This is a genomic window from Arthrobacter sp. TJ-238 (genome assembly GCF_058269215.1).
Window position 1 is genome coordinate 587,588 of sequence record NZ_JBZCNH010000001.1, and the last position, 20,560, is coordinate 608,147.

The 20,560-nt window shown below is 70.5% G+C and carries 20 protein-coding genes; 9 read left to right on the top strand and 11 right to left on the bottom strand.

The window, feature by feature from the left end:
* The first annotated feature begins 10 nt into the window (after positions 1–10).
* The 3 genes from gcvT to AC4D2O_RS02820 are packed head-to-tail and all read left to right on the top strand — an operon-like array spanning position 11 to position 3,328.
* Positions 11–1,144: a glycine cleavage system aminomethyltransferase GcvT gene (gene gcvT, locus AC4D2O_RS02810; RefSeq protein ID WP_490905061.1), complete on the top strand. Its 1,134-nt coding sequence runs from the start codon at positions 11–13 to the stop codon at positions 1,142–1,144.
* Positions 1,141–2,514, top strand: a complete 1,374-nt coding sequence (locus tag AC4D2O_RS02815) for an L-serine ammonia-lyase (protein ID WP_490905062.1) — start codon at positions 1,141–1,143, stop codon at positions 2,512–2,514. Before gcvT ends, AC4D2O_RS02815 begins: the two co-directional genes overlap by 4 nt.
* A gap of 28 nt (positions 2,515–2,542) precedes the next feature.
* Entirely contained in the window at positions 2,543–3,328 is a 786-nt protein-coding gene (locus AC4D2O_RS02820; RefSeq protein WP_490905063.1) for a methylenetetrahydrofolate reductase, read from the top strand.
* A gap of 113 nt (positions 3,329–3,441) precedes the next feature.
* On the opposite strand, the gene AC4D2O_RS02825 is transcribed toward AC4D2O_RS02820, so the two are convergent.
* On the bottom strand, positions 3,442–4,203 hold the full coding sequence (locus AC4D2O_RS02825) for an SDR family oxidoreductase (protein ID WP_490905064.1): 762 nt from the start codon (positions 4,201–4,203) through the stop codon (positions 3,442–3,444).
* Between the two features lie 19 nt (positions 4,204–4,222).
* Positions 4,223–5,200: an AraC family transcriptional regulator gene (locus tag AC4D2O_RS02830; RefSeq protein ID WP_490905065.1), complete on the bottom strand. Its 978-nt coding sequence runs from the start codon at positions 5,198–5,200 to the stop codon at positions 4,223–4,225.
* Between the two features lie 81 nt (positions 5,201–5,281).
* Between AC4D2O_RS02830 and AC4D2O_RS02835 the strand changes: the two genes are divergently transcribed.
* On the top strand, positions 5,282–6,088 hold the full coding sequence (locus AC4D2O_RS02835; RefSeq protein ID WP_490905066.1) for an NmrA family NAD(P)-binding protein: 807 nt from the start codon (positions 5,282–5,284) through the stop codon (positions 6,086–6,088).
* 8 nt (positions 6,089–6,096) lie between these two features.
* Here AC4D2O_RS02835 and AC4D2O_RS02840 read toward each other — a convergent pair whose 3' ends face one another.
* The 9 genes from AC4D2O_RS02840 to AC4D2O_RS02880 all read right to left on the bottom strand — a co-directional run bounded on the left by AC4D2O_RS02840 (position 6,097) and on the right by AC4D2O_RS02880 (position 16,057).
* Positions 6,097–6,819: an AAA family ATPase gene (locus AC4D2O_RS02840; protein WP_490905067.1), complete on the bottom strand. Its 723-nt coding sequence runs from the start codon at positions 6,817–6,819 to the stop codon at positions 6,097–6,099.
* 4 nt (positions 6,820–6,823) lie between these two features.
* Positions 6,824–7,855 (bottom strand): LacI family DNA-binding transcriptional regulator, encoded by a 1,032-nt coding sequence (locus tag AC4D2O_RS02845; RefSeq protein ID WP_490905068.1) that lies wholly within the window; start codon positions 7,853–7,855, stop codon positions 6,824–6,826.
* 89 nt (positions 7,856–7,944) lie between these two features.
* Positions 7,945–9,426, bottom strand: coding sequence for an aldehyde dehydrogenase family protein (locus AC4D2O_RS02850; RefSeq protein WP_490905069.1), 1,482 nt, complete (start codon positions 9,424–9,426; stop codon positions 7,945–7,947).
* 7 nt (positions 9,427–9,433) lie between these two features.
* Positions 9,434–10,213 carry a glucose 1-dehydrogenase gene (locus AC4D2O_RS02855; RefSeq protein WP_490905070.1) on the bottom strand — a complete coding sequence of 260 codons (780 nt, stop codon included), beginning with the start codon at positions 10,211–10,213 and terminating at the stop codon, positions 9,434–9,436.
* 92 nt (positions 10,214–10,305) lie between these two features.
* Positions 10,306–11,280, bottom strand: a complete 975-nt coding sequence (locus AC4D2O_RS02860; protein ID WP_490905071.1) for an ABC transporter permease — start codon at positions 11,278–11,280, stop codon at positions 10,306–10,308.
* Complete coding sequence (locus AC4D2O_RS02865; RefSeq protein ID WP_490905072.1) at positions 11,277–12,269, bottom strand: ABC transporter permease; 993 nt, start codon at positions 12,267–12,269, stop codon at positions 11,277–11,279. Before AC4D2O_RS02865 ends, AC4D2O_RS02860 begins: the two co-directional genes overlap by 4 nt.
* Complete coding sequence (locus tag AC4D2O_RS02870; protein WP_490905073.1) at positions 12,266–13,825, bottom strand: sugar ABC transporter ATP-binding protein; 1,560 nt, start codon at positions 13,823–13,825, stop codon at positions 12,266–12,268. Before AC4D2O_RS02870 ends, AC4D2O_RS02865 begins: the two co-directional genes overlap by 4 nt.
* 34 nt (positions 13,826–13,859) lie before the next feature.
* Positions 13,860–14,936, bottom strand: coding sequence for an ABC transporter substrate-binding protein (locus tag AC4D2O_RS02875; RefSeq protein ID WP_490905074.1), 1,077 nt, complete (start codon positions 14,934–14,936; stop codon positions 13,860–13,862).
* A 32-nt stretch (positions 14,937–14,968) separates the two neighbouring features.
* Positions 14,969–16,057 (bottom strand): mandelate racemase/muconate lactonizing enzyme family protein, encoded by a 1,089-nt coding sequence (locus tag AC4D2O_RS02880; RefSeq protein WP_490905075.1) that lies wholly within the window; start codon positions 16,055–16,057, stop codon positions 14,969–14,971.
* Between the two features lie 121 nt (positions 16,058–16,178).
* On the opposite strand from AC4D2O_RS02880, the gene AC4D2O_RS02885 reads away from it, so the two are divergent.
* The 5 genes from AC4D2O_RS02885 to AC4D2O_RS02905 are packed head-to-tail and all read left to right on the top strand — an operon-like array spanning position 16,179 to position 20,560.
* Positions 16,179–17,156 (top strand): C-terminal binding protein, encoded by a 978-nt coding sequence (locus tag AC4D2O_RS02885; protein WP_490905076.1) that lies wholly within the window; start codon positions 16,179–16,181, stop codon positions 17,154–17,156.
* On the top strand, positions 17,153–18,199 hold the full coding sequence (locus tag AC4D2O_RS02890) for a zinc-dependent alcohol dehydrogenase (RefSeq protein WP_490905077.1): 1,047 nt from the start codon (positions 17,153–17,155) through the stop codon (positions 18,197–18,199). Before AC4D2O_RS02885 ends, AC4D2O_RS02890 begins: the two co-directional genes overlap by 4 nt.
* Positions 18,196–18,948, top strand: coding sequence for an SDR family oxidoreductase (locus AC4D2O_RS02895; RefSeq protein WP_490905078.1), 753 nt, complete (start codon positions 18,196–18,198; stop codon positions 18,946–18,948). The genes AC4D2O_RS02890 and AC4D2O_RS02895 overlap by 4 nt, the downstream gene beginning before the upstream one ends.
* The gene (locus AC4D2O_RS02900) at positions 18,945–19,622 is read left to right on the top strand and encodes a bifunctional 4-hydroxy-2-oxoglutarate aldolase/2-dehydro-3-deoxy-phosphogluconate aldolase (RefSeq protein WP_490905079.1); all 678 of its coding nucleotides are present in this window, start codon (positions 18,945–18,947) and stop codon (positions 19,620–19,622) included. The genes AC4D2O_RS02895 and AC4D2O_RS02900 overlap by 4 nt, the downstream gene beginning before the upstream one ends.
* Positions 19,619–20,560 (top strand): sugar kinase, encoded by a 942-nt coding sequence (locus AC4D2O_RS02905; protein ID WP_490905080.1) that lies wholly within the window; start codon positions 19,619–19,621, stop codon positions 20,558–20,560. The genes AC4D2O_RS02900 and AC4D2O_RS02905 overlap by 4 nt, the downstream gene beginning before the upstream one ends.

The window sequence follows — 20,560 nt, forward strand, 5'->3', positions numbered from 1 at the left end:
ACCCGGTCCCATGAGCGAGCTGAGCAAGCACACCGCCCTGTACACGCAGCACGAGGCGCACGGCGCGTCCTTCACCGACTTCGGCGGGTGGCAGATGCCCCTGAAGTACAGGAGCGAACTGGAGGAGCACCACACCGTCCGCAGGGCCGCGGGTCTGTTCGACCTGTCGCACATGGGCGAGGTCCTCGTCAGCGGCCCCCAGGCCGCCGAGTTCCTCAACTACGCCCTCGTCGGCAACCTCGCGGTCATCGCCGTCGGGAAGGCCAAGTACTCCCTGATCTGCACCGCCGAGGGCGGGGTGATCGACGACCTCATCACGTACCGGCTCGCCGAGGACTCCTTCCTCGTGGTGCCCAACGCCTCCAACGCCGAGGTCGTCGCGGAGGAGCTGCGCCAGCGGTCCAAGGGCTTCGACGTCGCCGTCGAGGACCAGTCCGAAGCCACGGCGCTCATCGCCGTGCAGGGTCCCACGGCCGAGGCGGTGCTCCTGGACCTCGCACGTCCCGAGGACGCCGAGGCCGTCCGCGGCCTGGGGTACTACGCCGCCGTGGAACTCGAGCTCGCGGGACTCCCCGTCCTGCTGGCGCGAACCGGCTACACCGGTGAGGACGGATTCGAGATCTTCATCGGCAGCAACCTCGCCGTCCGCCTCTGGGACGCCGCGCTGAAGGTGGGGGACGCGCACGGGCTGCTGCCCTGCGGCCTGGCCGCCCGCGACTCCCTGCGCCTCGAGGCCGGCATGCCCCTGTACGGCCACGAGCTGGGCCTCGACACCAACCCGTTCGAGGCCGGTCTCGGACCCGTGGTCAGCACCAAGAAGACCGACGACTTCGTGGGACGCTCGGTGCTCGAACCGCTCAAGGCCGTCGAGCCCGCACGGCGCCTCGTGGGCCTGCGTGCCGTCGGCCGTCGGTCGGCGCGCGCCGGGTACGACGTCGTCGTCGACGGCACGCGCGTGGGTACGGTGACGTCGGGGTTGCCGAGCCCCACACTCGGCTACCCCGTGGCGCTCGCCTACGTGGATGCCGCCCACGCCGCGATCGGCTCCGAGGTGCAGGTGGACCTCCGCGGCCGCCCGGAACCGTTCACCGTGATCCCCACGCCGTTCTACAGGCGCGAGAAGACCGCCGGTACCGCGCAGTGACCATCAGCGCCTTCGATCTCTTCAAGATCGGCATCGGCCCCTCGAGCTCGCACACCGGCGGGCCGATGACCGCCGCCTACCTCTTCACGGAACTGCTCCGCACGGACGGTCTTCTGCCCACCGTGCACCGCGTGCAGGTGGACCTCTTCGGGTCCCTCGGCGTGACCGGCCACGGCCACGGCACGGTCAAGGCGGTGCTGCTGGGCCTCGAGGGGGAGCAACCGCACCTCGTGGATCCGACATCCGCCGACGCGCGCGTCGCCTACATCGGCGAGTGCCGGTCGCTGAACCTCGCCGCGGAGCGCCCGATCCCGTTCGACCCCGGGACGGACGTGGTGCTGCACCGCAGGCAACGCCTCGAGTTCCACACCAATGGTATGCGGTTCTCGGCATATTCGGGGGAGGGGGAAGTCATACGTACTCGGGAATACTTTTCCGTGGGTGGTGGCTTCGTCCTCGACGAGGACCAGATCGGGGTCGAGATGGCCGACCTGACACCCGTGCCGCTCTCACATCCCTTCGACACCGCGGACCAGCTGCTGGGCATCTGCCGGGCCACCGGGTGGTCCTTCTCCGACGTCGTCCTCGCCAACGAGCTCTCCTGGCGCTCCGAGGCCGAGGTGCGCGCGGGCCTGCTGGAGATCTGGTCCGTCATGCAGGACACCATCCGGCGCGGCACCACCACGGGCGGGATCCTTCCCGGCGGCCTCAGCGTGCGGCGCCGGGCCGAACGGCAGCGCCAGCTGCTCGAGAAGGCCGACGACCCGAGCGACCGGCTCGGCACGATGGAGTGGGTCACGCTCTTCGCCCTCGCCGTCAACGAGGAGAACGCCGCCGGCGGCCGCGTGGTCACCGCTCCGACCAACGGCGCAGCGGGGATCATCCCGGCGGTCCTGAAGTACTACGTGGACTTCGTACCGGGAGCCGATGAGGACGGCGTGGTGCGCTTCCTGCTCGCCGCGACGGCGATCGGGTCGCTGTTCAAGCGCAACGCCTCCATCTCGGGCGCCGAAGTGGGCTGCCAGGGAGAAGTGGGCTCCGCCTGCGCGATGGCGGCCGGAGCCCTGGCCGAGGTGCTCGGCGGCACCCCCGCGCAGGTCGAGAACGCGGCCGAGATCGGGATCGAGCACAACCTCGGCCTGACGTGCGATCCCGTGGGCGGTCTCGTCCAGATCCCCTGCATCGAGCGGAACGCCGTCGGGGCCATGAAGGCCATCACCGCGGCCCGCATGGCCGTGCGCGGCGACGGGCAGCACCATGTGTCCCTCGACGTCGCCATCAAGACGATGCGCGAGACGGGCGCGGACATGATGGACAAGTACAAGGAGACTGCGCGCGGCGGACTGGCGCTCAACGTGGTGGAGTGCTGACCTGAGTACGGTCGGGCTTCCGGTCCGGGTGGAGGTCGTCCCGGCGGAGGGTCTCGTGCAGCGGCTCCGCACCTCCCTGCCCGCCCCCGCCGTCGTGACCGTCACCTGCCTGCCGCACCATGGCCCGCAGGAGGCCGTCGCGACGGCGGTGGACCTCGCCGCAGCCGGATACACGGTGATCCCCCACCTCGCCGCGCGGTCCGTCGCCGACCGCGCGGAGCTCCGCCGCTACGTGGCCTCGTGCCGCGGTGCAGGGATCACCGACGTCTTCGTGATCGGCGGGGATGCCGCCACGACCGCGGGACCCTACGCGTGGAGCGGCGCCCTCATGGAGGACATCGCCGATCTCTCCGGCGGCGCCCTCGGGATGGGCATCGCGGTGTACCCCGAGGGCCACCCGGGCACGGCGGAGGACGAGCTTGCGAGGACGCTGCGCGCGAAGCAGGGCCTCGCGTCCTGGTGCGTCACGCAGCTCTGCTTCTCCCCGGACACCCTGCACGCCTACCCCTCCCGGCTCCGGCTCGCCGGCGTCGACCTGCCCGTCTGGGCGGGTGTCCCCGGGCCCGTCCGCGTGGCGCGGCTGCTGCGGCTCGCGGGCAGCATCGGGGTCGGGCAGTCCCTCGGCTTCCTGCGGCGCTCGGCCGGCGGCAGCGAGACCGGCTCGGTGGTACGGCAGCTCATCTCCTCGGCGTCCTACGATCCGGCACCGCTGGTGGCCGCACTCGACGGCGCCGGCTACGCAGGGCTGCACCTGTACAGCTTCAACGACCTCGCGGGACTCGCGTCATCCGGGATGGTTCGGGCGTCGGGGTGACGGAGCGGCACGGGACCCACCGCGCCGGCACCCGTGCCTCTGCTGCAGGCCGGACACCACCGCACCCATCGGGACCCGGCGGGCGCAGAAGAGCCAGGGGCTCCTCTCCCGCCTCAGAGGGCCCGGGACGCCTGCCCGAGCCGCGACGCCCAGTCCGCGTAGGTCTGGGTCCCGCGATCAGCGGAGCCGGGAGCCAGCAGGGTCCCGTCCCGCAGAGCCCTACCGAAGGCTCCCGGCAGAGGGAACTCCCGGATCAGGCCGCGGCGGCCGAGCACCGACGAGTAGGCGCGCACCATGTCCACCATGCGCAGGGTCTCCGGCCCGGCCAGATCCGCCGGGCGTCCTGCGGGTCCTCCCTCGGCCAGGGACACCAGGCGCTGCGCCACCTCGCGCGCCGCGACGGGCTGCGAGACCATGGTCGGCACCGGATGGAGCGGCCCGATACCGAACCGGCCGTAGATCTGGTGGGCGAATTCGTGGAACTGCGTCGATCTGAGGATCGTCCACGGCACGGAGCCGGACGTCACGAGGTCCTCCTGCACCTTCTTGCCCGCGTAGTAGCCGAAGGGCGCCCGGTCACTGCCGACGATGGAGAGGGCGAGGTGGTGGGGTACCGCGGCGATCCTCCCGGCAGTCAGCAGGTTGCCCGTGACGGTGGCGAAGAACTCCCGCGACCGGCGGCCCGACTGCGTGGCTGTGGAGGTGACATCGATGACGGCGTCGGTCCCCTCGAGGAGACCGGGGAGACCCTCACCCGCGGTGAGGTCCACGCCCATCGAGCGGGACAGGATGCGGACCTCGTGCCCCGCCTCCCTGGCGACGGCGACGACGTGCTGTCCGACCGTCCCGGTTCCACCAAAAACAGCAATCTTCATGGCGTGACCTTCCTGGATCTCATGGGCTGGAGCAGGGGACGGAAGAAGTGTACGGGGGGAGCCCGCTGCCCGAGAGGGCAGGGCGGTGGTGGCGGAACTCCGTGGGGGTGATTCCCACGCGTCGCTTGAAGGCCGTGCTGAAGGAGAAGGCGTTGCTGTATCCGACGGTGCGGGCGATCTGCGAGATGGTGGTGTGCGGTGTCTGCAGGAGGTCCCCGGCGAGGGTGAGCCGCCACCGGGTGAGATAGCTCATGGGCGGTTCGCCGACGCCGGCCCGGAAGCGTGCGGCGAGAGAGGCCCGTGACACGCGGACCTCCCTGGCGAGGCTCCCGACCGTCCAGGGGATCCCGGGTGAGGCGTGCAGGTGCTCCAGAGCCTCGAGGACCACAGGGTCGCTGCAGGTGAGCCAGGTGGGCCCACGGGACGGGTCGGGGTGATCGAGCCAGCGGCGCACGGTGCTGACCACGAGGACGTCGAGGAGGCGGTCCACGACGACCTGCGCCGCGGGGTCGTCGTACGCCAGTTCGCGGGCGAGGAGTCCGACGAGAGCCTCGTCGGACTCCTCGCGTGGAACGACGGCGAGTGGAGGGAGGGCGCGGGCGACGAGTCCGCCGGCCTGAGCGGCCCGTTCGTACGTCCCCACGAGCAGGGACGTCTCGCCGTCCTCGGTGTTGCCCCATCGCCGGATGCCCCGCCGGAACTCCTCCCGCAGGTCGTGTCCGTCGAGGGTGGTGCACTGCTGGCCGGGACCGATGTCGATCGTGGGGCGGCTGCCGGCAGGATCGGTCACCGCGTACGGTGCCCCGCCCCGGACGAGGGCGACGTCGCCCTCCTCGAGCAGCACGCCGTCGATCCGCGCCCGGCCCCGCGTGACGGCGAGGACGGTCAGCGCGGCGTTGTCGCGGACCGTGACGCCCCAGGGTGCGCTCATGTGCATGGACAGGGCGAAGGCCCGGACGGCCCGGGGGCCGTCGAGGAAGTGCGTCAACGGATCCATGGCGCACAGGCTAGACGATGACGAAGGGATCGACGAGTCCGGGCCATTCCGCGTCCGGGACGCCGGCGCTTGACTGGATGCATGACGATTCTCATCCTCGGAGGCGCAGGGCGCACCGGAACACGCATCCATGACCGACTCACCGCGCGAGGGGTGCCCACGCGGCTCGCCTCCCGCCGTACCGGTTTCGACTGGGACCGACCGGACACCTGGCCGGCGGCCCTCGACGGGACGACCGCCGCGTACGTGTGCTTCGCCCCCGACCTGGGATTCCCCGGTGTACCCGGGAAGATGGCAGCTCTCGGTCGGCTGGCCGCTGCAGCGGGGCTCGAGCGGCTCGTGCTGCTCTCCGGCCGTGGAGAGGAGGGGGCGCGAGCGAGCGAAACCGCCCTACGGGACGGCGGCGTGCCGACGACGGTGCTGCGCTGTTCGTGGTTCCAGCAGAACTTCTCGGAACACTTCCTCACCGGGCCGGTCCGTCGGGGCCGCCTGCTGCTCCCGGCCTCGGACGTGCCCGAGGCCTTCGTCGACGTGGACGACGTCGCCGACGCGGCGGTCGAGGCACTCACCCGGCCGGATCCCGGGGATGCCACCTACGAGCTGTCGGGCCCGGAGCTGCTGACCTTCACCGACGTGGCGGCGGCCCTCAGCGACGCCGGCGGACGGCGCGTGGTCTTCGAGGCCGTCGACGTCCCGACCTTCGTCGCGGATCTGGCCGCGGACGGCATACCGGCGGAGGAGGCCGAGCCTCTCGGGTACCTCTTCACCGAGATCCTCGATGGGCGCAACGCGTCGCTCGGGGTCGGTGTCGAGCAGCTCCTGGGCAGGTCGGCGTCGTCCTTCGGAGCCTATGCGAGGGCGACAGCACTGCGCGGCGTGTGGTCCTGACCCGTCCGCTATAGGTGCCTGAGGTACCGCTCCGGTGAGGCGAGGAAGGCCTGCCAGGCGGTGACGAGGCCCAGGTCCTCCCACCGGCGGGGGCGCAGGCCCCAGCTGCCGACCTCGAGGATCTGTGCCTGGGGCAGGGCCGCCAGGAGGGGCGAGTGGGTGGACAGGACCACCTGGGACCTCCCGGACGCCACGAGTTCCTTGAGGACACCGAGCAGCGCCAGGCACCCGGAGAAGGACAGCGCCGACTCCGGCTCGTCGAGCACCCACAGCCCGGGCCCGCGGAACCTGTCGACCACGAGTTCGAGGAACGATTCACCGTGGGACATCTCGTGGAAGGGGACATCCGTCCCGGTGCTGCCGGGGTTCGCCTCGAGGTAGGTGAAGAACCCGTGCATGGTCTCGGCGCGCAGGAAGTACCCGCGCCGGGTGGTGCCCGCGTTGCGGACCAGCTGGAGGTGATCGGCGAGGACGGACTCCGTGGGCCGGGACGTGTGCCGGGCCCCGGTGGATCCTCCCTCGGGCGAGAGCCCGTACGCCAGGGCGATCGCTTCGATGATGGTCGATTTCCCGGACCCGTTCTCCCCCACCAGGACGGTGGCCGGACCGAGCTCGAGGCCGTGATCGAGGATGTCCGTGACGGGGGCCAGGGTGGCCGGCCAGATGCGCCGGTCCAGCGGGTTGGCGGGGTGCTCGGTGAGTCGTCGGATGGGGAACCGCTCGAAGGCCATACGATCAGTGCGCCGGCCGCGGCGGCGCGGTCGAATCCCGTTCGATGATGGTGGCCTGGCCCCGCAGGACCACGTTCCGGGGTTCGGTGCCCTGCAACTGGTCGAGGAGGGCGTCGATGGCGGCACTGCCGAGTTCCTGGAGCGGCAGCGCCATGGTGGTCAGCGACGGCTCGAGGTACGCGGCCAGGGGGAGGTCGTCGTAGGAGAGCAGCGAGACGTCCTCGGGGACGCGCCGGCCGAGGACCCTCAGGGCCTTCAGGGCGCCGACGGACTGGCTGAAGGTCCCCGCGTAGATGGCCGTGATGGCGGGGTTGTCGGTGAGGAGCTCATGGACGGCCCGGAAGCCGCCCTCTTCGCTGTACTCCTGGCGGGCGAGTGCGGGCGTGGGGATGTCGGCGCCCTCGGCCTCCAGGAGGAACCCGCGCTCCCTCTCCCGGGCAGGCATCAAATCGCCCGGCCCGGAGATGTGGCCCATGTTCCGGTGTCCCAGGCCGAAGAGGTAGTCGAAGGCGATCCGGCTCGCCCCGGTGAGGTCAACGCCGACGTTCCGGTTGGACCCGGACACCGTGCGGTTGACGAACACGTGGGGCACGTTCGTGAGCCTGCCCGATTCCAGCAGCGGGTGTCCTTCGCGGGCCGAGGCGATCAGCAGGCCCTCCACCCGGCCGGCCCCGACGAGGTCGGTGTAGTCGGACTGCGTCCGCGAGTTCTCGGTGTCCTCGGCGAGCAGCACCACGAAGCCGCGCTCGCGTGCCCGCTGGTAGGCGCCGCGGGCGATGCGGGCGTAGACGGCGTTGGTCAGGTCGGGGATGAGCAGGGCGAGCGCACGGGTGCGGGCACCGGCGAGGGCCTTCGCCCCGGCATGCGGCTCGTATGCGAGGGCCGCGGCCGCCTCGAAGATGCGCAGCCTCGTCTCGCCGCGGATGTTGAGGGTTGCGTCGCCGTTGAGCGCGCGCGAGACCACCGATTTGGTGACCCCGGCCGCATTGGCGACGTCGATGAGCCGCGTGCGCATCGGCCGCGATGTGGAGTTCATGGAGGGTGGGACTTTCGGGAGGATCCGGCAACTGCAACAACCCTGCCACAGGGGCCCCGGTACGGGGCCCCCGGAGCAGCGACGGCGGACTAGGAGTTGGCTGCGTAGTCCGTGTACACGGTCTTCCGCCGGGTGTACCGCTCGAACCCGTGGACGCCGTCGTCGCCCCCGAGACCGGACATCTTCCAGCCGGTGTGGAACCCCTGGACCTCCTCGGGCCCGATCTTGTTGATGTAGACCTCCCCGAACTCCAGGTCGTCCGTGGCCGACATGGCGATCCGGATGTTCTCGGTGAACACGTGGGAGGTGAGCCCGTACATGGTCGAGTTGGCGAACCCGATGACCTCCTCGTACGTGTCGAACGGCACGATCGGCAGCACCGGGCCGAAGACCTCCTGCTGCACGATGTCCATGTCGTTCGTGACATCGGTGAGCACCGTGGGAGCGAACCAGTAGCCGCCGTCGTCCTCCATGCCCTCGGGCCGGCCCCCGCCGATCTCCAGCTTCGCGCCGGCCTGCACCGCGCCATCCACGTGGTCCTTGACCTTCTGCCACTCCTGCTGCGAGATCTTCGGTCCCATCTGCGAGGCGTCGTCGAGCGGGTCTCCGACCTTGAGGTCCCTGACCTTGGCGACGAACCGTTCCACGAACTGGTCGTAGACGCCGCGCTGCACGTAGGTGCGCTCGTTGCAGGTGCAGACCTGGCCGCAGTTCCAGAAGCGGGCCTCGAAGGCCTGCTGGACGGCCAGGTCCAGGTCGGCGTCCTCGAAGACGATCACCGGGGCCTTGCCGCCGAGCTCCAGGGACACGGGCATGATCTTCTTCGCCGCCGTGGCGAGGATCTCCTGCCCGGCCCGGGTGGACCCGGTGACCGTGACCATGCCGACGAGCGGATGTTCCACGAGGGCCGTGCCGATCTCGCGCCCCGCCCCGGTGATGACGCTGATCAGCCCGCCCGGGACCCCTGCCCGCTCGCACACCCGCGCCAGGGCCAGGGAGGACAGGGGGGTGAGCTCGCTGGGTTTCACGACGACGGCGTTCCCTGCCATGAGCGCGGGGGCTGCCTTCCGCGCGAAGATGGCGGCGGGGAAGTTCCAGGGGATGATCGCTGCGACGATGCCGACCGGTTCCTCGCGGATGACCAGCTGCTGCCCGTGCGCGGCAGGGGCGGCGAGCTCGCCGACGTTGCGGTACTTCTGGCTGATGGAGTAGTCGAAGAAGGCCTTCACGCCACCGATCTCGCCGCGGGCCTCCGTGATGGTCTTGCCCTGCTCGGCGACGACGATCTGCGCGAGCTCCTCGGCGTGGGCATCCACCTGCCGGACGACCTCCGCCAGGACGGCCGCGCGATCGGCGTAGGACCGGCGCGCCCACTCCCGCTGTGCGCGGGCGGCCACCTGCAGGGTGCGGTCGACGTGTTCGGGTCTGCCGTCGGGGACTTCGGTGATCACCTGGCCGGTGGCGGGGTTGTCCACCGCGCGGGTGGTGTCGGTGGTGATCCACTCCCCACCGATGAGCAGGGTCGGAGCCTCGCCGAGGAGGGAGTCCGGGGTGAAGAGGTCGATTGTCATGGCGTTCCTAGCTCATCACCATCCCGCCCTCGACGTTGTACGTCTGGGCGGTGATGTAGTTGGATCCGGGGCCCGCGAGGAAGATGGCGAGCGGGACGACGTCCTCCGGGACGGACGTGCGGCCGAGGGGGATGCCCGCGGCGGCGTCCTTGAAGGTCTCGCCCTCCGCCTTGCCGGTGCGCTCGCCGAACTGCTTGTCGACCTCCTTCCAGTACGGGGTGTCGACGATCCCGGGCGCCATCGCGTTGACGTTCACGCCGTAGGGCGCCATGTCCATCGCGACGGACTGGGTGATCGAGATGACGGTGGCCTTCGAGGCGCAGTAGGCGGCGACGAGCGCCTCACCGCGGCGGCCGGCGATCGAGGCCATGTTGATGATCTTGCCGCTACGCTGTGCGCGCATCGGGACGCAGGCCGCCTGGCTGAGGAAGAACAGCCCCTTCACGTTGACGCTGAAGATGCGGTCCCACTCGGCCGGCGTGGTCTCCTCCACGGACCGGATCAGGCCGATCCCGGCGTTGTTGACCAGGATGTCCAGGGTGCCGTGCTCACTGACGATCGCGTCCACCACGGCCTTCGAGGCCTCGGGGTCGGCCACGTTCAGGGCCTTCGCCGAGGCCGCACCGCCGGCGGCCTCGATCTCGGTGACGACCGCCTGGGCGCCGTCGACGTTGAGATCCGCGATGACCACGTGGGCGCCTTCGCGGGCGTAGCCGAGGGCCATCGCCCGTCCCATACCGGAGGCTGCTCCGGTGATCAGCGCGGTCTTGCCGTCAAGAACTCCCATGGTGTTGCTCCTTCGTACTTCGGTGGGGCTGGATGGTGGGTCTGGATGGTGGGTCTGGATGGTGGGTCTGGATGGTGGGTCTGGATGGACGGTCAGGCCCGGCGGCGATTCGACAGGACTCCCTGCACGATCACGGCGAGGACCAGGAACAGGCCCGTGACGAGGTCCTGGTAGTAGGCGTTGAGCGTGCCGATCTGGTTGATGACGTTCTGGATGACCCCGATGAGCAGGACACCGCAGATGGCGCCCAGCATGGTCCCCACCCCGCCGGTCAGGAGGACCCCGCCGATGACGGCGGCGGCGATGGACGTCAGTTCGTACCCGGTGCCCAGGGTGGCGACGCCGGAAGACAGGCGGGAGGCCAGGAGGGCGCCGGCGAGTCCCGCGAGGGAGCCGCTGATGACGTACACGGCCACTTTCACCCGGGAGGTGTCCGCGCCCATCATCCGTGCGGCGTCCTCGTTGCCCCCGAGGGCGAAGACGCTGGACCCGAAGGGCGTCCGGTTCAGCACGAGGCCGGCGGCCACGAAAGCGATCAGCAGGATCCAGATGAGGTTGCTGATGCCGAGGAAGGAGCCGTTGCCGATCGAGGTGAAGCCGTTGCCCGGCTGGATGACGATGCTCAGCGGGGCGAGGGCGAGCGCGATGCCCTTGACCGCGAGGAGCGCCGAGAGGGTGACGATGAAGGGCGCCATGCCGGCCTTGCCGATGAGGAGCCCGTTGACCAGGCCCATCACGGCGCCCGCGACGACAGGCGCAGCGAGCGCTGCCGCCCAGCCGTAGGGTGCCGCGAGCGCCGCGCACACGGTCCCGAGTCCCACCATCGAACCGACCGAGAGGTCGATCCCCCCGGAGATCAGCACGAAGCTCTGCCCGATGGTGATCAGACCCACGAAGCACGCGGCCGTGGCGATCGCAGAGAAGTTGGGGGCGGTCGCGAAGGACGGGAAGAGGACGGTGGCGAGGATGCAGAGCAGGAGCAGGGCGCCGATCACGCCGTAGGACTGCGTGAGTTCGAGCACCCGGTTCCGCCGGGCCTTCTCGGGGGCGACGTCGGTGATGGTCATCGGGTGTCCTTCCGTGATTGCTGGAGGTACAGCGCCACGATGATCAGTGCCGCCTTGAGCACCTGGGCGAACGCGAAGTTGATGCCCTGCATGACGAAGGTGGTGTCGATGAGCTGGAGGAAGATCGCGGCGGCCACCGTGCCCAGGATGGAGATCCGCCCGCCCGCGAGCGGGGTCCCCCCGATGACGACGGCGGCGATCGCGGTCAGTTCGAAGTTGAGCCCGATGAAGCTGGGATCCGACGCGCCGATCCTGGCGGAGATCATGAGGCCCGCGATCCCCGCGAAGGCCGCGCTCAGCGTGTAGACGGCCAGCAGGGTGGTGTTGCGGGGGGTACCCGCCAGGAAGGCGGCTTCCCGGTTTGAACCGGCGAACAATGCGTACCGGCCGAACGTGGTCCTGCGCACCAGGATCGCGACGAGGCCGGCCACGGCGAGGGCGAACAGCGCCACCACGGGGATGCCGAGGAAAGACGCGTTGCCGATCCAGGTGAAGAGGCCACCGGAGGGGATGCTGCTGCGGGAGCCTCCCGACAGCGCCTGCGCGAGGCCCCGCACGGCGACGAGCAGTCCCAGGCCGGTGATCAGCGGATTGATGCGCGCGAAAGCGATGAGGGAGCCGTTGAAGGCGCCGATCAGCGCCGCCGCCGCGACCGCGATGATGATGGTCGCCACCTCGCCGTAGCCGAGGTAGAGCGCGATCGTCGCAGAGCTGAACGCCATGACGGAGCCCACCGAGAGGTCGATTCCACCCGTACCGATGGCCAGGCACTGGCCCACGGCCACCATGATGATCGGCGCCGCGGAGAACAGCAGGTTCTGGAGCGTGAAGGCCGTGGCGAAGCCCTCCGTGGCCACCAGGTTGAAGAGGAACAGGGCGATCAGCGCGGCGTACACCGAGTACTTGCTCGCCCATTCCTGCAGCCGCTGGCCGGTCGGTCGTCCCTCCTGCTCGCGGCTGGTCGCCGCGGGGCGTGTCGCGGTGCTCATTCCGTCCCTCCCGTCGTGGTTGCCGTGGCCTGCACCTGGCCGGAGAGCTGGGCCACGACGTCGTCGTACCCCACCTCGTGCGGGTAGATCTCCCCGGTCACCTGGCCCTCGCTGAGGACCACGAGACGGTCGCACAGGGTCAGCAGTTCCTCGGTCTCGCTGGACGTCACGACCACCGCGAGACCCTTGGCCGCGAGGTCGCGGATGACCCGGTGCACCTCGGCCTTCGCGCCGACGTCGATGCCGCGGGTCGGGTCGTCGAGCAGGATCGCCTCGGGACCGATGGACAGCCAGCGTCCGAGGAGCACTTTCTGCTGGTTCCCGCCGGAGAGCTCGCTGATGGACTGTTCCGGGTTGACGGCCTTCACGCGGAGCTCCCCGGAGAACTCCTTGACCACCTTGTTCTGGGCGGATCTGCGGATGAACCCCGCCGTGGACAGCTTGCCCAGCATCGCCGCGGTCATGTTCTCCTTGACGCTCAGCCCGGGGAAGATGCCCTCGGTCCGGCGGTCCTCGGAGAGGTAGGAGATCCCGGCCCGCAGGGACCGCGCCGGGGTGCGCCGACCGAGCTGCTTCCCGCCGACCCGGACCTCGCCCGAATCGCCCCGGACGGCGCCGAAGATGGTCTTGCAGGTCTCGGTGCGCCCCGAACCGAGCAGCCCGAGGAGACCGACGATCTCACCCTTGTGCACGTCGAACGAGACGTCCCTGACCCGGGTGCTCCAGGTCAGGTTACGGACGGACAGGCCCACCTCCTCACCGGCGAGCCGCTCGGTCCGCTCCCTGGCGGCGTCGCGGTCCAGGACCCCCTCCTCGAGGTCCACCCCGCCCAGCATCGCCTTCACGAGTTCGGCCCGGGGCAGCTCCGAGGGCGTGCTCTCCGTGACCAGCTCGCCGTCGCGCAGGACGGTGAAGCGGTCGCAGAGCTCGTACAGTTCCGACATGCGGTGGCTCACGAAGAGCAGCGCCGTCCCCTCGGACCGCAGCTGGCGGATCACCGCGAACAGCGTCTCGATCTCGTTGCCGTTCAGCGCCGAGGTCGGTTCGTCGAGGATCACCACCTTCGCATCGAACGCCACGGCCCGCACGATCGAGACCATCTGCTGCATGCCGAGCCCGAGGTCCGAGATCCGGGCGCGTGGATCGATCGCCAGGCTGTAGCGGTCCAGGATCTCCTGCACCTGGCGCAGGGCTTCCTTCTTGTCGAGGAACCCGGCGCGCTGCGGTTCCCGTCCGAAGAGGATGTTCTCGGCGACGGTCCGCTCGGGGATGAGGTTCACCTCCTGGTACACCGTGCTGATGCCGGCGTGCTGTGAATCCAGCGGCCGGGCGAAGGTCGCCGGGTCACCCTCGAGGAGCAGTTCGCCGGCATCCGGCTGGTAGAAGCCGGTGATGATCTTGATCAGCGTGGACTTGCCGGCGCCGTTCTCGCCGTTGAGGCCGTGGACCTCCCCGGCCCGGAGCGTGAGGGAGACGTCCTTCAGGGCGCGCGCCCCCCGGAACGACTTCTGGATACCCCGGGCCTGGAGCACAACGGGGCTGTGATGATCGGACATGTCCTACCTCGCTGTGAGTGGTGGTGATGCGGGGCTAGTAGGCGGCACCGGAATCCAGGGCTTCCTGGGCGTTGTCCTGCGTGTACAGGGCGTCCTTCATGATGATCTCCTGGGAGACATCCTCACCGGCGAACCAGTCCTCGAGGGCCTGGAGGGCGGCCTTGCCGAAGCGCGGGTTCGTCTCCACGACCGAGAAGATCTTCCCGTTGGCGATCTCCGTGACGGCGTCGGCGGTGCCGTCGATCGAGACCACCTGGATGTCCTGGCCCGGCTGCTTGCCGAAGTTGTTGATGGCCGTGAGGGCGCCGAGTGCCATCGTGTCGCTGTGCGTGTAGACGGCGGTGACGTCGGGGTTCGCGGAGATGACCTGGCCGAGGACTTCCTGCGCCTCGCTGGTGGACCAGTTGCCGGTCTGCTGGGCCACGATCTCGAGGCCCTCGTGCTTCGCGATCTCATCGGCGAAGCCCTCCGTGCGCAGGGTGGCGACATCGCTGCCCGGGGCGCCCTGGATCTCGGCGATCTTCCCCTCGCCGCCCGTGGCCTCCACGATCGCTGCCGCCGCGCGTTCGCCCTGCTTGTAGAAGTCCGAACCCAGGAACGTGATGAAGTCCTCGCAGGGCGTGCCCTCGGGCTGCCGGTCGATCGTGACGATCGGGATCTGCGCCTCACGGGCCGCGGCGAAGGCGCCCTGGAGCCCGGTCGCGCTGATGGGGGCCACGATCACGGCGTCGACGCCCTGGTTGATCATCGACTGGATGTCCGTGAGCTGCTTGGCCTGGTCGCTGTTGGCGTTGGTGTAGACGAGCTCAGCCCCGGCCTCCTCCACGGTCTGGCGCACGGACTCGGTCTCCACGGCGCGGAACGGGTTCTGCTCGTTCTCCGACTGGGAGAAGCCGATCACCATGTCCGAGATGGGTGTGTCCGAGGGCGAGGGGTTGGTGCAGACCTCCTCGGACTCGCGTTCCACGACCTGGGACGCGCCCTCGGGCTCGGCCTCCCCGCCACCGCCGCCGCCGCCGTTGCCCGATTCGAGGGGGGCCGTGCACGCGGCGAGGGTGAGGATGGTGGCGGAGGCTGCGCCGGCGAGGGTGACAAAACGACGATGTTTCATGACTGCTGTTCCTTTGGGTGGTGGTGGACGGATCAGGCGCGGTGCTGTTCGAGGGCGTCGAAGTCGAGGTCGATGCCGTGCCCGGGTGTGTCCGGCGCGGTGACGAAACCGTCGACGATCGGCATGGGGTCCGCCATGTAGGCCTCCATGCTGAAGCCGTGGGCCTCCATGAAGGTGCGGTTGGGTGCTGCCGCGAGGGCGTGGACCGTGAGGTCGTGGACGCCGTGGCTGGTGACCGGCAGGTTGAAGGATTCGGCGAGCGAGGCGATCTTGCGGAACACCGTGTACCCGCCGCAGTTGCTGACGTCCGGTTCGGGGTAGGTGATGGCGCCTGCCGCGATCGCTGCCCGGAACTCGTGGAGGGTGTGCAGGTTCTCGCCGCCCGCGAGCGGGATGCCGCCCTGCCGGAGGATGCGTTCATGGCCGGGCAGATCGTCCGGGATGATCGGTTCCTCCAGCCAGAGAAGGTCGAACTCCTGCAGGGCGCGGGCCGCCGTGATGGCCTGGTCCGCGGTCCAGCGCATGTTGGCGTCCACCATGAGGGGGAAATCGTCGCCCAGGTGGGTGCGCATCGCCGCCACCCGATGGATGTCCTCCCGGGTGCTCGGGCGCCCCACCTTCATCTTGATGGCGCGGAACCCCGCCTCCTGGAACGCATCGGCCTGGCGCAGCAGCTGATCCTGCGTGAATTCGAGGTCGATCCCGCCGGCGTAGACGGGCACCCGCGGGTCGTACCCGCCGAACAGCTGCCACAGCGGGGTGTTCAGCCGGCGGCCCTGAAGGTCCCAGAGCGCCACATCGATGGCGGAGATCGCGGAGGTCTGGTGCCCGCCGCGGCCCGCGTAGTGCAGCTGCCACCACAGCTTCTCCCAGAGGTACTCGATGCGCGTCGCATCCTCGCCGATCATGGCGTCCGCCATGTACCGGTTGATCATGACGGCGACGGCAGCACCGCCGGCGTTGACGGTGTAGGTGTAGCCGAGGCCCTGCACGCCGTCCTCGTCACGGACGCGGACGGTGATGAGCTCGAAATCGTCCATGGCGCCGTGCATGCTGTCGGTCAGCCGGACAGCCAGCGGCACCCTGTAGTGATCTGCGACCACGGACGCGATCTTCGACATATAGAAAGTCCTTCGGCGGCTTCGGAGAGAGATCACCGGGCTGGAAAACCGGTTTCCTGTTGTGATATACCTTACATCCGAAGGCAAGGCTGTCAAGCGTCCGAGAGGGAGGGGCCAACGCATGAAGATCGTCATCACCGATTGTGACCACGCCGGGATCGACGAGGAGGAGGCGGTGGCCCGCGAGCACGGCATCGACCTCGAACTGCGGCAGTGCCGCTCGGAGGACGAGGTGATCGAGGCGGGCCGGGGGGCTGATGCCCTGCTCGTCCAGTACGCGCCCATCACGGACCGGGTCCTCACGGCGCTGCCCGGCCTCAAGGCCATCGGCCGCTACGGCGTGGGGGTGGACACGGTCGACGTCGACGCCGCCTCCGCCCACGGCGTGGCGGTCTGCAATGTCCCGGACTACGGCACCGAGGATGTCAGCGACCACGCCATCGCCCTCGCCGTCTCCATCGGCCGCGGCATCGTGGCCTTGGACCGGGGCGTCCGCGCGGGTTCGACGGACCTGGCCCCGGTCCGGCCGCTGCATCGGTTCTCCACCCGCGTCTTCGGGGTGGTGGGGCTCGGACGGATCGGCACGGCGACCGCGCTGAAGGCGAAGGGCCTGGGCTACGCGGTGATCGGCCACGACCCGCGGGTCGACGCCGGATCCACGACCCCCGAGGGGATCGACGCCGTCGGCCTGGAGGACCTGTACGCCCGGGCGGACATCGTCTCCCTGCACGTCCCGCTCACGGGCGGGACGCACCACCTGATCGACGCGTCGGCGCTGGAACGCTTCAAGGACGGCTCGGTCCTCGTCAACACGTGCCGCGGCGGGGTGGTCGATTCGGCTGCCGTGGTGGCGGCGCTGCGCTCCGGCAAGCTCAAGGGAGCCGGTCTCGACGTGTTCGAGACCGAGCCGCTACCTCCCGACGATCCGCTGGCCGCGGAGGACGCCGCGGTGCTGACACCGCACGCCGCCTGGTACAGCGAGGAATCGTACGTGGAGCTGAAGCGCCGCACCATCGAGAACGTCGTCGAATTCTGTTCGGGCCGCGAGCCGCGGGACATCCTCAACGGTGACGCCCTCACGCGGGAGGATGCACGATGACCCGGCAGCAGGAGCACATGACGGCGGCGGTCTGGACGGGTCCCGACGCGATCGACGTGCAGGAGGTGCCCGTCCCCGCCCTGCCGGCGGGCTGGGCCCTGATCCGCGTCGAGTACACGGGTCTGTGCGGAACCGACTTCTCAATTCTCCACGGCACCCACCCCCGCGCCCGGGCGCCGATGATCCTCGGCCACGAGATCACGGGAGTGGTGGAGGTGGCCGCCGCGACGGGCCCGGAGCGCGGCACCCGGGTCACCGTGGAGCCGCTGATCACGTGCGGTGAGTGCGGGCCCTGCACGAGCGGGCATTCCCATGTCTGCCGGAACCTCGAGCTGTTCGGCATCGACGAACCGGGATCGCTGGCGGGGTTCGTGGCACTGCCCGCCACGGCACTGGTCCCGGTGGGCGCCGCGGTCCCGCCCCTGCAGGTGGCGCTGGCCGAGCCGCTGGCCGTCGCCGTCCACGCAGTGGAGCGGTCGGGGCTCCGGGCGGGGGACAGCGTGGTGATCTTCGGCGCGGGACCCATCGGCATCCTCACGGCACTGGTGGCCCGGCATGCCGGAGCCGGCTCCATCCTCGTATCCGAACCCAGCGAGGACCGGCGGCTCGTCGCCGAGGACCTCGGCTTCGCCACGGTCCCGGCCGGCGCCGACCCGGTGGAGACGATCAGGAGCGCCACCGGCGGTACCGGGGCCGACATCGTCTTCGATTCGGCGGCCCACCCGGCCGTCGCGGCGTCCCTCGCGAAGGCCGTCCGCGTCCTCGGCACGATCGTCCTCGTCGGCGTGTACAAGAAGCCCGCGGAAGTGGACCTGCAGGCGCTGACCTTCGCCGAGAACACCGTGGTGGGCGTCCGCGTATACACCAGGGCGAACGTCGAGGAGGCGGTCCGGCTCCTGGAGAGCGACGCCCTGGGGCTCGGCCGGGTTCCCGTCGAGGTGTTCGGTCTCGGGCACACGACGGAGGCGTTCGAGAAGGCGATGTCCGCCAGCGGTGTGCTGAAGGTCCTCGTCGGCCCGGGCCCTCAAAGCGGAGCGGCATGAATCCCTTCGACCTCACGGGCCGGCGCGCCGTCGTCACGGGGGCATCCCGCGGCCTCGGGCAGGGCATCGCGACGGGCCTGCTCGCCGCCGGAGCCGACGTCGTCGCATTCCAGCGCGGTGAACTGCCCGCTGATCTCACCGACTTCGCGGCGGAGCGCGGGCGGACGGTGAGCCGGGTGGCCGTGGACCTGACGAGCACGTCTTCCATCGACCATGCCGTCGGGGAGGCCCTGGCCGGAGGCCCGGTGGACATCCTCGTCAACAACGCCGGCACACAGATCCGCCACGACTCGACGGACTTCCCGCTCGAGGACTTCGACACCGTGATGACGGTGAACACCCGCGCGGTGTTCCAGCTCTGCCAGGGTTTCGCTCCCGCGATGCTCGACCGCGGGGGCGGCAAGATCATCAACCTTGCATCCCTGCTGTCCTTCCAGGGCGGCCTCCGCGTACCCGCCTATGCGGCCTCCAAGGGTGCCGTCGCGCAGCTCACCAAGGCCCTGTGCAACGAGTGGGCCGGCCGCGGCGTCAACGTCAACGCGATCGCCCCGGGCTACTTCGACACGGCCATGAACACGGCCCTGCTCGCGGACCCGGAGCGCAGCGGGCAGATCTCGGCGCGGATCCCAGCGGGGCGCTGGGGGCGCATGGAGGACATCTCCGGGGCCGTGGTCTTCCTCGCCTCGGGCGCCTCCGACTACGTGCACGGCGTGACCCTGCCGGTCGACGGGGGGTGGCTGGCCCGATGAACACCTCGCAGCGGAACCCCGGACGCCTCGCGCTCCCGCAGCGCCTGCGCGAGCGACCCGTCGTGGCGGTGCTCAGGGCGGATCACGCCCGGGACTACGGGCCCGTCGTCGAGGCCCTGGCCGAGGGGGGCGTCCTCTCGATCGAGCTCACCCTGAGCACGGCCGGCGTCCTGGCGGACCTCCCGGGCCTGGTCGGCCGGTTCGGGGCGTACTCGGACATCGGCGTCGGGACGGTCACCGAGGCGTGGGAGGCGGCCGCCGCGATCGACGGGGGAGCGGCGTACCTCGTCACCCCGACCGTGAACCACGACGTCGTCGCGCTCGCAACCGCGCGCGGCGTGCCGGTCTTCCCCGGCGGGCTGACGCCCACCGAGCTGCTCGGCGGCTGGCGGTCCGGGGCGACGGCGGTCAAGCTCTTCCCCGCCTCGGCCGTGGGTCCGGGCTACCTGGGACAGCTGAAGGGCCCCTTCCCGGACATGCCCGTCATCCCCTCGGGAGGCATCAGCGTCGAGGACGCCCCTGGCTGGATCGCGGCCGGGTCGCTCGCGGTCAGCATCGGCGGCCCGCTCCTCCAGGACGCGTTCAGGGGAGGCAGCCTTCCCGACCTCACCCGCCGTGCCCGCATCCTGCTCGAAAGCGTGCAGGCGGCCGTCGAGGAGAGGGACGGGCTGTGAGCGACGTCTTCACCTTCGGTGAGACCATGGCACTGATGACGGCGAGCACGCCCGGGGCGCTGGCGCACGTCGCGTCCCTGGACCTCGGCATGGGCGGGGCGGAGAGCAACGTCGCGATCGCCCTGCGCCGCCTCGGCACCTCCGTCACGTGGGCAGGCCGGGTGGGCCAGGACAGCCTCGGCGACCTGGTCCTGCGCGAGCTGAGCGCCGAGGGCCTGACGGTCCACGGCGTCCCCGACGCGACGGCACCCACCGGCCTGATGATCAGGGAACAGCGGACACCGGGCTCCACCCGGGTCTGGTACTACCGTGCCGGCAGCGCCGGGTCCCGGCTGTGCCGGGACGACCTGCCCGCCGCGGCGATCGCCGCGGCGCGGGTGCTCCACGTCACCGGCATCACCCCCGCGCTCTCCGCCTCCGCCGCGGACGCGGTGCGTCAGGCCATCACCACGGCGCGCGACGCCGGGGTGCTCGTCTCCTTCGACCTCAACTACCGGTCCGCGCTGTGGACCGGTGACGCGGCGGGGAAGGCCTACCGGGAGATCATCCCCGAGGCCGACGTCGTGTTCGCCGGCGACGACGAGGCGCGCCTCGCTGTTCCCGGATCGGATCCGGCCGAGCTCGCGCGGAACCTGGCGGCGCTCGGGCCGCGGCAGGCCGTGGTCAAGCTGGGAGCGCAGGGGGCCGTCGCCTTCATCGACGGCCGGGACTACCGCGTGCCCGCGGTCGCGGTGCACGCCGTGGACACCGTGGGGGCGGGGGACGCTTTCGTGGCCGGATACCTCTCCGACCTGCTGCTGGACGCGCCGCCCGCCGCGCGGCTGGAGACCGCCGCCCTCGTCGGGGCCTTCGCCTGCACCGTCCCCGGCGACTGGGAAGGCAGCCCCCGCCGCGCTGACCTGCCCCTGCTGACCGCTGCAGACCCTGTACGGCGCTGA

Excerpts from the sequence above, each read along its gene's own strand:
- AC4D2O_RS02850 (WP_490905069.1), bottom strand. The coding sequence starts at position 9,426 with ATGACAATCGACCTCTTCACCCCGGACTCCCTCCTCGGCGAGGCTCCG.
- AC4D2O_RS02870 (WP_490905073.1), bottom strand. The coding sequence starts at position 13,825 with ATGTCCGATCATCACAGCCCCGTTGTGCTCCAGGCCCGGGGTATCCAG.
- AC4D2O_RS02885 (WP_490905076.1), top strand. The coding sequence starts at position 16,179 with ATGAAGATCGTCATCACCGATTGTGACCACGCCGGGATCGACGAGGAG.
- AC4D2O_RS02900 (WP_490905079.1), top strand. The coding sequence starts at position 18,945 with ATGAACACCTCGCAGCGGAACCCCGGACGCCTCGCGCTCCCGCAGCGC.
- AC4D2O_RS02835 (WP_490905066.1), top strand. The coding sequence starts at position 5,282 with ATGACGATTCTCATCCTCGGAGGCGCAGGGCGCACCGGAACACGCATC.
- AC4D2O_RS02855 (WP_490905070.1), bottom strand. The coding sequence starts at position 10,213 with ATGGGAGTTCTTGACGGCAAGACCGCGCTGATCACCGGAGCAGCCTCC.
- AC4D2O_RS02890 (WP_490905077.1), top strand. The coding sequence starts at position 17,153 with ATGACCCGGCAGCAGGAGCACATGACGGCGGCGGTCTGGACGGGTCCC.
- AC4D2O_RS02865 (WP_490905072.1), bottom strand. The coding sequence starts at position 12,269 with ATGAGCACCGCGACACGCCCCGCGGCGACCAGCCGCGAGCAGGAGGGA.
- AC4D2O_RS02860 (WP_490905071.1), bottom strand. The coding sequence starts at position 11,280 with ATGACCATCACCGACGTCGCCCCCGAGAAGGCCCGGCGGAACCGGGTG.
- AC4D2O_RS02825 (WP_490905064.1), bottom strand. The coding sequence starts at position 4,203 with ATGAAGATTGCTGTTTTTGGTGGAACCGGGACGGTCGGACAGCACGTC.
- gcvT (WP_490905061.1), top strand. The coding sequence starts at position 11 with ATGAGCGAGCTGAGCAAGCACACCGCCCTGTACACGCAGCACGAGGCG.
- AC4D2O_RS02895 (WP_490905078.1), top strand. The coding sequence starts at position 18,196 with ATGAATCCCTTCGACCTCACGGGCCGGCGCGCCGTCGTCACGGGGGCA.
- AC4D2O_RS02875 (WP_490905074.1), bottom strand. The coding sequence starts at position 14,936 with ATGAAACATCGTCGTTTTGTCACCCTCGCCGGCGCAGCCTCCGCCACC.
- AC4D2O_RS02845 (WP_490905068.1), bottom strand. The coding sequence starts at position 7,855 with ATGAACTCCACATCGCGGCCGATGCGCACGCGGCTCATCGACGTCGCC.
- AC4D2O_RS02880 (WP_490905075.1), bottom strand. The coding sequence starts at position 16,057 with ATGTCGAAGATCGCGTCCGTGGTCGCAGATCACTACAGGGTGCCGCTG.
- AC4D2O_RS02840 (WP_490905067.1), bottom strand. The coding sequence starts at position 6,819 with ATGGCCTTCGAGCGGTTCCCCATCCGACGACTCACCGAGCACCCCGCC.
- AC4D2O_RS02830 (WP_490905065.1), bottom strand. The coding sequence starts at position 5,200 with ATGGATCCGTTGACGCACTTCCTCGACGGCCCCCGGGCCGTCCGGGCC.